We start from the raw sequence: 9,521 nt of genomic DNA, 5'->3' as shown, positions 1-9,521 counted from the left end.
AAGACCGCCGACCAAATCCTGGCCAGCATCGCCAACTACTGCCTACGAATTAACGACTCAGGACACTAGTGCTGGGATGCCGGGTTACACGCACGTCGAAGGTCTCAGTTCCGCGGACGTGCAGCGTCTGCGGGAGGTGTGGTCACCGCTGGCCGACTCGGTGCGTGCGCTCATCGATGCCTCGATTCGCTCGGAGGTGGATGCCGAGGAGGTCGCCGCGGTACGGGCCGAGATCGACGACGCGACCGCGCGCCTGCAGGCCAAACAGATCGACGGTGCCTTCGGTGTGCGCTTCACGTCCGATGGTGACCGGATGCCGTGGGGCAACCCGGCGATCGGCATCCGCAACCCGATCGCCCCGCCGCTGGTGATGGTCAAGGAGCCCGACGGCGGGGTACGAACCGACTTTCACCTCGGCGCGCCCTATGAAGGGCCGCCTGGCCACGTGCACGGCGGCATGGTGGCGATGGTGCTCGATCATGTGCTGGGGGAGGTGGCTGCCAGCGACTCCGATCGTCCGCGGTTCACCGGGACCCTGACCATCCGGTATCTGCGGGCCACCCCGTTGGGTGATCTGCACGCCGAGGGGCGGATCACCCGCACGGACGGCATCAAAGCGTTTGCCTCCGGCCATGTTTCCGATGCTGACGGAATCACCGCCGAGGCTGAAGGAGTGTTCATCCTGCCGAAATGGGCGCGCAGCTAGCGCGTATCACCCGCGGGTTCCACCCGGTCGATCGCGATCTCCTGCAGACTTCGGGTGATCGTGCTCAGTTCGCCGATCAGGATGCGCGCCGCACCGTTGTCGGCGGACAGCGTCGAAGCCACGTTGTGTACCCGTCGCAGTGCGGTGGACAGTTCGGCGGTGTCGAGGCTCCAGGGCACCGCGGGGCTCGGCGGCGCGCCGCGCAGTGCCTCGACGTAATCGTCCACCGCAGCGATGAACTCGCCGTGCAGGGCGGACGAAGGGTGCGTCGGCAGGCTGTTCTCCAGGGTGGTGCAGGCGCTGGTCACTGAATTCAGTGCGGTGCGGTAGGACCGCAGCCAACGCCGCAGGACCGGCGGCTCCAGGCTGGTGGCACCCCACGCGGCCTCGAATGCGGCGCGGGCCCGGAAGGCCCGTTGCCAGGCCGCCGACAGGATCTCTGCCGGATGGTCGATTTCGTGCACGAATGCCTTGATCACCAGTGCGGCGTAGTCGATCTCGGTCATCAGCAGTTCCCCGGCGCGTTGGCGTAACCGGATGAGGGCGTGGTCGGGCAGGGCCACGTGGGCCATCACGGCCAGGGCGCCGCCGATCATCACGGCAAACAGTCGGTCCGTGTTGCCCGACCACGGCGCGGACGCGCTCACGCCGACCGCGAACATGACGATCGCGCCCACGGCCGCGCCGACCGCGAGATAGCCGAACTGCGCGACGCCGTAGGCCAGTCCGACGAAAACCAGCGCGCACACGGCCGAACCGATCGGCCCGGGCTGCCACACGAACGTGAGGATCGAGGCGACGATGATGCCGACGCCGAGGCCGGCCATGCGCCCGGCGCACCGGGTGTAGGTGTGCGCCGTTTCCGGCCGCAGTACCACCACGGCGGTCAGTGGCATCCAGTAGCCGTGCTCCAGCCCGCCGTAGCGGGCCGCAGCAACCGCCAGCGCGGTGGTCACCGACAGCCGGATGGCGTGGCGCAGGATCGGCGAGGTCCAGATCAGGTGTGATCGGACCACGGCGGGCGCCGAGGCCAGTGAGCCGATCAGGTCGGGCCGGTGCAGCTGCCCGAATCTCAGCACCGCGGCCTCGCGCAGCTGTTCGCAGAAGCGTTGTGCCAGCGCCGCTTCTGGCCCGGTGACGGCGGCGGCCGCGGTGTGGACGCGGACCAGTGCGTGCTCGGCATCGCGGCGCGCGGTGTGACCGTGGTCGGCGATCGCGTCGAGCAGCACCGCGGCGGCGGTCAGCAACTGGGGGAGTCCGCTGTCACCTGGGTTCTCGTCGTCGGTGGAGGTGTCGCGGTCCGCGGTGGAACGCAACGAGGCGAGGGTGCCGGCGAGGCGCTCCGGGAGCCGATAGCCGCCGTGGTAGGCGCGTGGCCGTTGACTCACCTGGCTGTCGGCGAACACCTCGCGCAACCACGTGAGCGGGGCGTCGTCGACGGTCGCGGTGCAGTCGGCGGCGACGTTGCGGGCGTCACCGGCCAACGACTGGTACGCCCGGGTGAGTCCGTCGCGCTGGGCGCGCCAGCGTCGGGGCGGCCATACCGCGATGAGCGCGGCCTGGACCACTCCGGCGACGATGACCAGAACAGGTGCCAGCAGTGACTGGCCCAATGTCGGTGCGACCGGCGGCGCCAGCACCAGCAGTGCGCTGGCCGCCGAGGCCACCAGCCCCGCGTTGGCTCCGAGTGACCACTGCATGCCCGCGGCGAAACACCACAGCGCAACCACCGCGATGAAGACGGGGCTGTACCCCCCGGCCAGGGTGCCCAGCAGTACTGCGATGGCCAGTTCGATCGAGCCGGTCACCACCAGCGGGACCCGGCCCCCGGGGCTGCGTTGCAGCGCGATGGCACTCGCGATCACGCCGCCGCCCAGCGTCCACATCGCTGTCGCGCCGGAACCCCACGCCAGGGCGACCCCAGTCACCGCCAGGACGCCGATCAGGCTTCGGGCCACCGCACCGGCGTCGGGGGTGTTGAGCCGGAGTGCGTCGGCTGCCTGTCCACCCGTGTGCACCCCACCATTCTCACTCGCCACGGGCTGCCGGTGGCACATCCGCCCGCGCGTGGCGCGGATCGGTCCGCCGGTAGGTTCTCCGTCTGTGGAGAAAGTCATCGTTCTGCTACGGGCCCCGCAATCGGATCAGCAGTGGTGTGAGCGGCTGCGAACTACCGTCGCCGGTCAGTTGCTGGCGCTCGGGTTGCCCGGCCTGACGATCAACGTCCGCGACGACGCGGTGCGGGATTCGTTGATGACACTGACCACGCTGGACCCTCCGGTGGTCGCGGTGGTCAGTCTGTGGGCCCGGCAGTATTACGGCGAGCAGATTACTGAGGCGCTGGAAGTGCTTGCTGCCGAATGTGATTCACTCGCCGCCTACCTGGTGACCGAATCGGTCCCGATGCCTGCGCCGCCGACCGGGGTGGGCGAGCGCACCGACGGTCTGGCCAATATCGCGCTGCTGCGCCGGCCCGCCGACCTCGATCAGGCCACCTGGCTGCACCGCTGGCACGTCGACCACACCGCGGTGGCCATCGAAACCCAGGACACCTTCGGCTACACCCAGAACACCGTCGTGCGTGCCCTCACCGAGGACGCCCCGGCGATCGACGGCATCGTGGAGGAACTGTTCCGGCAGCAGGCCGTGTCGGATCTGCACGCGTTCTTCGGCGCCGCAGACGACGACGATCTGGCCGATCGGATGCGCCGCATGGTCGCCAGCACCGATGCGTTCGGCGCCAGTAGCAACATCGACACCGTGCCGACCAGTCGGTACGTCTACTCCAGCCCGTTCGTCGGCTCACCGGACCCGGCCGACAAGAGTGGAACGTGTTCTAGTTAGGCTGCAGCGGCCACGGCGCGACGCGAGGAGACAGAGATGACCCTGCTGATCGAGGACAACAACCGGGTTCGCACGCTGACCCTCAACCGCCCCGACGCGCTCAATGCCTTCAACGAGGCGCTGTACGACGCGACGACCGTTGCCCTGCGTGCGGCGGCTGAGGATCCCGACGTCGCAGTGGTGCTGTTGACGGGCGCCGGCCGGGGATTCAGTGCGGGCAACGACCTCGTCGAGATGCAGGAGCGCATCACCAACCCGGAATCCACCCCGGGCGAGCACGGGTTCTACGGGATGCTCGAGGTTCTCGCTGATTTCCCGAAGCCGTTGATCTGTGCGGTGAACGGGGTAGGCGTGGGTATCGGCGCCACCATCCTCGGGTTCGCCGACCTCGTGTTCATGTCGTCGGCGGCGCGGCTGAAGTGCCCGTTCACCAGCCTGGGTGTGGCGCCCGAGGCGGCCTCTTCGTATCTGATGCCCCGACTGCTCGGCAGGCAGAATGCCGCGTGGCTGCTGATGTCTTCGGAGTGGGTGAGCGCCACCGAGGCCCGCGAGATGGGTCTGGTGTGGAAGGTCTGCGAGCCCGACGCGCTGTTGACCAAGGCTCGGAAACACGCCGAAACCCTGTCGGCCAAGCCTATTTCGAGCCTGGTGGCCGTCAAGCAGGCCATGGTGGCTCCGATCCGCGACCAGATCGCGGCCGCCGTGGAGCGCGAGAAGGCGTTGTTCGTCGAACTGGTGGGTGCGGCGGCCAACGTCGACGCGCTGGCTCAGTTCGCCGACCGCAAGCGCTAGTGGGTGGCCCGTGACGGGCAACCGTTGAACTGGGTGGGGCACCCCTCGGCCGCCTGATGGGCGGCGATGATGGCGCGGATGGTGCGTCGGCACCGGCCGCAGTCGGCACCGGCGCCGCACGCCTCGGCCACCTCTTTCGAGGTGGTGGCGCCGGACTCGATGATCTCGTTGACGACCTGACTGGTCGCCCCGGTACACAGGCAGACGAACATCAGTCGTCCTGCTCGTCGACGTTCATGATGTGGGCCAACTTGCCCACGAAAAGGCTGGGGTAGGCACCGAAACCCGCCGTGGTCATCCACTCGGCCGCCGCATCCGGATGGTCGATCCATTGCCGGGCGCTGATCTCGTCGGCGACCTCCTGCAGGATCATCACTTCCTGGCCGTCGTCGAGTGCCTGGTAGACCCAGATCTTGCGGATGCCGCCCTGCTCGAAGCGCTCGAGGCCGTCGTGCACCTTGCGCATCAAGGTGGGTACGTCGTCGACGGTGGCCACCGCACCCACGATCACCCCGGCCACGTGGCCCTGCGGCGACGGGGCGGTCAGATCGATCTTCTCCACCACTTCGCCGCCGAATATCGGCGGAATATCTTCGACGTCGGAAATATCGAACCACTCGAAAATTGCGGGCGAACGCAGTACGTCGCGGATGGACCGCGCATGCCGAATGCCGATTGTCACCAATACCCGGCCCGGCTCCCAAATTGATTTGTAAAGCACGACATGATGCGCGCCGATCGACAATAGTCCCGAGCGATGTTTCCGCATCCATTTCCACATTTCGTCGACGTCGTCGACGCGGAAATCGCAGGACAGAATGAGCGAGTGTAAGTCGTACTCACTCATTTGTTGCCGACCTTTCTTTCGGGGCGTGATCGCAGATTAGCGCAGTCTAACCTTAGTTAGGACAGCCAGTCCACTCCTCGTGGCCACGCTCGGGGCTCGGTGCCCCCATGGGTCCGGAAGCGTCGCACGAACACGCCGAATTGGTCGTTAATCATTGCGTCACACCGTGCTTCCTGGACTAGATTGGATGTGCACGGCAAACAGCAACACTTGACCAGCCCTCAAGGTGCTTAGGAGTGACGATGCAAGGCGATCCAGATGTTCTGAAATTGCTCAATGAGCAATTGACGAGCGAACTCACTGCGATTAACCAATATTTCTTGCACTCGAAGATGCAAGATAATTGGGGATTTACCGAACTGGCCGAACACACCCGTTCCGAGTCTTTCGAAGAGATGCGGCACGCGGAGACCATCACCGACCGAATCCTGCTCCTCGACGGCTTGCCCAACTATCAGCGGCTCTTTTCGCTGCGCGTGGGGCAGACACTTCGGGAACAGTTCGAGGCCGATCTTGCGATCGAGTACGAGGTGGTTGCCCGCCTCAAGCCCGGGATCATCATGTGTCGCGAAAAGCAGGACGCGACGTCGGCGCGGATCCTGGAAACGATCCTGGCGGACGAGGAAGGGCACATCGACTACCTGGAAACCCAGCTCGAGTTGATGGAGAAGCTGGGTGACGCGCTCTACGCAGCGCAGTGCGTCTCCCGCCCGCCCCAATAAGCTCGGGCAGCTCGGTCCGTTTCAATCCAAGCCGCCCTGGGTAGCCGGTGAACCGCCGGCTGTTCGGGGCGGCTTTGTTCGTGCTGTAACTTTCATAGCCTGTCTAACGATATCGCTGGTGAACCGGCAGGCCGGCGAAAGGAAGTTATGACCACCCCGACAACATCCACCGGCGAGCAGCCGACCGGCGCCCCGATCCTGAGCGTGCGCAGGCGCAACCTGGTGTTCGTTGCCGTCATGCTCGGAATGCTGCTCGCCTCGCTCAACCAGACAATCGTCGCCACCGCACTGCCCACTGTCGTGGCGGACCTCGGCGGTGCGGGCCATCAAGCGTGGGTGGTGACCAGCTATCTCCTGGCCTCCACCGTCGTCACCGCCGTCGTCGGGAAGGTCGGCGACATCTTCGGCCGAAAAGTGGTGTACCAGGCGGCGGTCCTGTGTTTTCTGATCGGATCGGTCCTCAGCGGACTGTCGGGATCGATGGCCATGCTGGTGGCCGCGCGCGCGCTGCAGGGGATCGGCGGCGGCGCGATCATGGTGACGTCCTCGGCGCTGATCGCCGAGGTCATCCCATTGCGGGACCGCGGGCGCTACCAAGGTGCGCTGGGTGCGGTCTTCGGTGTCACCACCGTTGCCGGCCCGCTGCTGGGCGGCTTCGTCACCGATCACCTCGGCTGGCGGTGGGCGTTCTGGCTCAGCATCCCAGTGGGCGTCGTCGTGCTGATCGTCGCGGCCGCCACGATCCCGGCAGTGGCGTCCCGTGGTGCGCGCCCGGTGATCGACTACGCCGGAATCGTGTGGGTCGGAATCGGGGCATCCGGTCTCACGCTGGCCACCAGCCTGGGCGGCGAACTCGCGTGGACCTCGCCGACCATCATCGGGCTGGTCATCGGTTCTGTCCTGGCGCTGGCGATGTTCGTCCGGGCGGAAACCCGGGCGGTCGAACCGATTCTGCCGATGCGGCTGTTCCGCAATCCGGTGTTCACCATGTGCTGCGTGCTGTCGCTGGTCGTCGGCTTCGCCATGCTGGGCGCCCTGACGTTCATGCCCACCTTCATGCAGTTCGTCGACGGCGTATCGCCGTCCGAATCCGGGCTGCGCACCATGCCCATGGTCATCGGGCTGCTCGTCACCTCGACCGTCAGCGGCAGTCTGGTGGGCCGCACCGGCCGGTACAAGATCTACCCGATCGCCGGCACGGCGATCATGCTCATCGGCTTCGTGCTGCTGTCGCGCATGAATGCCGCGACACCGATTCCGATCCAGTCGCTCTATCTACTCATCCTGGGCGCCGGCATCGGCATGTGTATGCAGGTGCTCGTCCTCATCGTCCAGAACACCTCCGACTTCAGCGATCTGGGCGTGGCGACCTCGGGGGTGACGTTCTTCCGGACCATCGGCAGTTCGTTCGGTGCGGCGATCTTCGGTTCGTTGTTCGTCGGCTTCCTGTCGGATCGCCTGCCCGGTGCACTCGCTGCCAGCGGTGCGCCGGCGGTGGCGGGTGCTTCACCCAAGGCGCTCCACGAACTGCCACCCGAGGTCGCCGCCCCGATCGTCAACGCCTATGCCGACGCGCTGGACCTGGTGTTCCTCTGTGCCGCACCGGTGGCGCTGATCGGCCTGATCGTGGCGCTGTTCCTCAAGGAGGTGCCCCTGCTGGAGGCCGAGGCGACCATGGCGGCGGATCTTGGCGAGGGCTTCGGCATGCCGAGCTCGGAATCGGCGGACCAGGTGCTCGAAACCGTGGTCAGCCGGCTGATGCGCAGTTCACCTGAGATCCGGTTGCGAAATGTGGCCGGAGGGCCGGGGTGCGAGCTGGATGTCGCGGGGTTGTGGGCGCTGCTCAAGATCTACCGACACGGTCAGGTGTTCGGCTCGGCTCGCCTGACCGAGATCGCCGACCGCCTGGTTGTGCCCTTCGAAGTGCTCGAGCCGACCTTCAACCGGTTGGTGCAGGACGGCTATGTGCTGCGTACCGGGGACAATCTGTGGCTGACCCAGGCCGGGGTGCGGCAGGTCGAGGGTGTCTCGGCGGCGCTGGTGAGTCGGATCGTCGACAAACTGGGGGAGTCGGCGTCGTATGAGGGCCGCCCGGACCGGGCCCAGGTCGAGGCCGCGCTCGAGCGCATCGCGCACCGGATTGTGGTGCAGCGGGACTGGGGAGACGACGACCGCGCCACCGAGCTGACCAGCTCGGGAACCAAAAACTAGAACTTGTTCCAGAACTGCCGGAATCTGCGTACGATTCGGCCATGAGCCGAATCGGAGAATTTCCCGACGACGACGTGGCCGGCTGGATCTTGAAGTCTCCCGAGATCGGCACCGCAATGGCCAACTTCACCAACGCGGTGTACACCAAGGGCCGCTTGCCCCTCCGGGTGCGCGAACTCGCCCGGATGGTGATCGCACTCAACAACGAGTGCGTGGTGTGCCAGAACACCCGCGACTCCGACGGCGCGGCAGCAGGAGTGGACGAGGACCTCTACGACCACGCCGCCGAGTGGCGGACCTGGCCGGGCTACAGCGCGCAGGAGCGCATCGCCGCCGAGTTCGCCGAGCGCTTCGCGAGCGATCACACCGGACTGCGCGACGACGAGGACTTCTGGGATCGCGCCAATGAGCAGTTCGATGCCGAACTGCTCACCGACCTGGCGCTGTCGTGTGCGATGTGGCTGGGCATGGGCCGGATGCTGCGGACCCTCGACATCGGTCAAACCTGCAGGATCACGCTGTAACCCGCGCGATCACGGCCCGGTTTACCCAGGCTTCGTGACGGCAATACCGCATGCCATGATCGGAAGCCTTCGCTCCATCGTGCTGGATTGCCGGGATCCTCGTGCGCTGGCGGCCTTTTACGCCAAAGTCCTCGGCGGCGACGTCGCCGCCGAGGACGACACATGGGTGGTCGTCACCGACCCGGCGGGCCGGCGGCTCGCCTGCCAGTACTCACCGCAGCACGAGCCGCCGCTGTTTCCCGATCCGCGGGGATCGCAGCAGATTCACCTGGACATCCAGGTTGACGATCCGGATGTCGCCCAACGCCAGGTGCTGGCGCTGGGCGCAACCCGCGTCACCGATGCCGTCGGGGAGACCTTGTTCCGCGTGTTCCGGGATCCGGCCGGCCACCCGTTCTGCCTGGTGTGGGGTATCGACTGAGCGGCTGCGGTCAGACCAGCCCGGTGGCGTCGAACACCCACGACATGTCGGCGGTGGCAAAGTTCTCCAGCCAGTCCGGCGGGGCGTGGTTGGCCAGGGCGCCCATGTCCCAGTAGTCCTTCCACAGCGTCACCTTGCCGTTCTCGACCCGGTGCACCGTGACGAACTTGAGGACGGCGGATTCGCCTGTGGCCCAGTGCCATTCCTCGTGGTGTTCGTACATGGCATCACGGCCGTTATCGACCAGCAGGCCCGGGAAGTTCTCGTAGGACGTCAGCGGTTCGAGGCCGATCTTGAGCCGCTTGACGATGTCCTCCGGGCCTCTGGCGGCAGCGGCTGCGCCTACCGGCATGTCCAGGTAGATGCAGTCGTCCGACAAATATGTCTTGAGCAGGTCCCAGTCGCGTTCCGACAGGGCCTTCCACATGCCGTGGACGGTTTCCTCGATCGAGAT

The 9,521-nt window shown here is 66.4% G+C and carries 11 protein-coding genes; 7 read left to right on the top strand and 4 right to left on the bottom strand.

Features of this window, described 5'->3' with window-relative positions; all coding sequences use genetic code 11:
• Positions 1-76: 76 nt before the first annotated feature.
• Positions 77-706: a PaaI family thioesterase gene (locus AC4ELH_RS27200; RefSeq protein WP_498887814.1), complete on the top strand. Its 630-nt coding sequence runs from the start codon at positions 77-79 to the stop codon at positions 704-706.
• Here AC4ELH_RS27200 and AC4ELH_RS27195 read toward each other — a convergent pair.
• A complete protein-coding gene (locus tag AC4ELH_RS27195; RefSeq protein ID WP_498887812.1) occupies positions 703-2,724 on the bottom strand; it encodes an FUSC family protein in 2,022 nt (673 codons plus the stop codon). The two genes, AC4ELH_RS27200 and AC4ELH_RS27195, sit on opposite strands and share 4 nt — an antisense overlap.
• Positions 2,725-2,809: 85 nt before the next feature.
• Between AC4ELH_RS27195 and AC4ELH_RS27190 the strand changes: the two genes are divergently transcribed.
• Together AC4ELH_RS27190 and AC4ELH_RS27185 are read left to right on the top strand one after the other, a co-directional pair.
• Positions 2,810-3,550 (top strand): EthD domain-containing protein, encoded by a 741-nt coding sequence (locus AC4ELH_RS27190; protein ID WP_498887810.1) that lies wholly within the window; start codon positions 2,810-2,812, stop codon positions 3,548-3,550.
• A 36-nt stretch (positions 3,551-3,586) separates the two neighbouring features.
• Positions 3,587-4,342, top strand: a complete 756-nt coding sequence (locus AC4ELH_RS27185; protein WP_498887808.1) for an enoyl-CoA hydratase/isomerase family protein — start codon at positions 3,587-3,589, stop codon at positions 4,340-4,342.
• Here AC4ELH_RS27185 and AC4ELH_RS27180 read toward each other — a convergent pair.
• Both AC4ELH_RS27180 and AC4ELH_RS27175 read right to left on the bottom strand, forming a co-directional pair.
• Complete coding sequence (locus AC4ELH_RS27180) at positions 4,339-4,554, bottom strand: (2Fe-2S)-binding protein (protein WP_064879910.1); 216 nt, start codon at positions 4,552-4,554, stop codon at positions 4,339-4,341. The two genes, AC4ELH_RS27185 and AC4ELH_RS27180, sit on opposite strands and share 4 nt — an antisense overlap.
• Positions 4,554-5,189: a fatty-acid--CoA ligase gene (locus AC4ELH_RS27175; protein WP_498887806.1), complete on the bottom strand. Its 636-nt coding sequence runs from the start codon at positions 5,187-5,189 to the stop codon at positions 4,554-4,556. The genes AC4ELH_RS27180 and AC4ELH_RS27175 overlap by 1 nt, the downstream gene beginning before the upstream one ends.
• A 242-nt stretch (positions 5,190-5,431) precedes the next feature.
• On the opposite strand from AC4ELH_RS27175, the gene bfr reads away from it, so the two are divergent.
• From bfr to AC4ELH_RS27155, 4 genes are all read left to right on the top strand, one after another.
• Entirely contained in the window at positions 5,432-5,911 is a 480-nt protein-coding gene (bfr, locus tag AC4ELH_RS27170) for a bacterioferritin (protein WP_055120222.1), read from the top strand.
• Between the two features lie 147 nt (positions 5,912-6,058).
• Entirely contained in the window at positions 6,059-8,122 is a 2,064-nt protein-coding gene (locus AC4ELH_RS27165; RefSeq protein WP_498887804.1) for an MDR family MFS transporter, read from the top strand.
• A 41-nt stretch (positions 8,123-8,163) separates the two neighbouring features.
• Entirely contained in the window at positions 8,164-8,646 is a 483-nt protein-coding gene (locus tag AC4ELH_RS27160) for a carboxymuconolactone decarboxylase family protein (RefSeq protein ID WP_064879916.1), read from the top strand.
• A 34-nt stretch (positions 8,647-8,680) separates the two neighbouring features.
• Positions 8,681-9,067, top strand: coding sequence for a VOC family protein (locus AC4ELH_RS27155; protein WP_498887802.1), 387 nt, complete (start codon positions 8,681-8,683; stop codon positions 9,065-9,067).
• Between the two features lie 10 nt (positions 9,068-9,077).
• Here the strand turns inward: AC4ELH_RS27155 and AC4ELH_RS27150 are convergent, their stop codons facing one another.
• Complete coding sequence (locus AC4ELH_RS27150) at positions 9,078-9,494, bottom strand: nuclear transport factor 2 family protein (RefSeq protein ID WP_498887825.1); 417 nt, start codon at positions 9,492-9,494, stop codon at positions 9,078-9,080.
• Positions 9,495-9,521: the final 27 nt, after the last annotated feature.

This window comes from Mycobacterium shunyiense, from assembly GCF_058270075.1.
The sequence above is the reverse complement of the archived record's forward strand: the minus strand, read 5'-3'. Positions and strand labels throughout refer to the sequence as shown.

What these genes read in the sequence shown, in the direction of transcription:
- AC4ELH_RS27200 (WP_498887814.1), top strand. Translation starts at nt 77, where the DNA reads ATGCCGGGTTACACGCACGTCGAAGGTCTCAGTTCCGCGGACGTGCAG.
- AC4ELH_RS27185 (WP_498887808.1), top strand. Translation starts at nt 3,587, where the DNA reads ATGACCCTGCTGATCGAGGACAACAACCGGGTTCGCACGCTGACCCTC.
- AC4ELH_RS27180 (WP_064879910.1), bottom strand. Translation starts at nt 4,554, where the DNA reads ATGTTCGTCTGCCTGTGTACCGGGGCGACCAGTCAGGTCGTCAACGAG.
- AC4ELH_RS27175 (WP_498887806.1), bottom strand. Translation starts at nt 5,189, where the DNA reads ATGAGTGAGTACGACTTACACTCGCTCATTCTGTCCTGCGATTTCCGC.
- bfr (WP_055120222.1), top strand. Translation starts at nt 5,432, where the DNA reads ATGCAAGGCGATCCAGATGTTCTGAAATTGCTCAATGAGCAATTGACG.
- AC4ELH_RS27165 (WP_498887804.1), top strand. Translation starts at nt 6,059, where the DNA reads ATGACCACCCCGACAACATCCACCGGCGAGCAGCCGACCGGCGCCCCG.
- AC4ELH_RS27160 (WP_064879916.1), top strand. Translation starts at nt 8,164, where the DNA reads ATGAGCCGAATCGGAGAATTTCCCGACGACGACGTGGCCGGCTGGATC.
- AC4ELH_RS27150 (WP_498887825.1), bottom strand. Translation starts at nt 9,494, where the DNA reads ATGTGGAAGGCCCTGTCGGAACGCGACTGGGACCTGCTCAAGACATAT.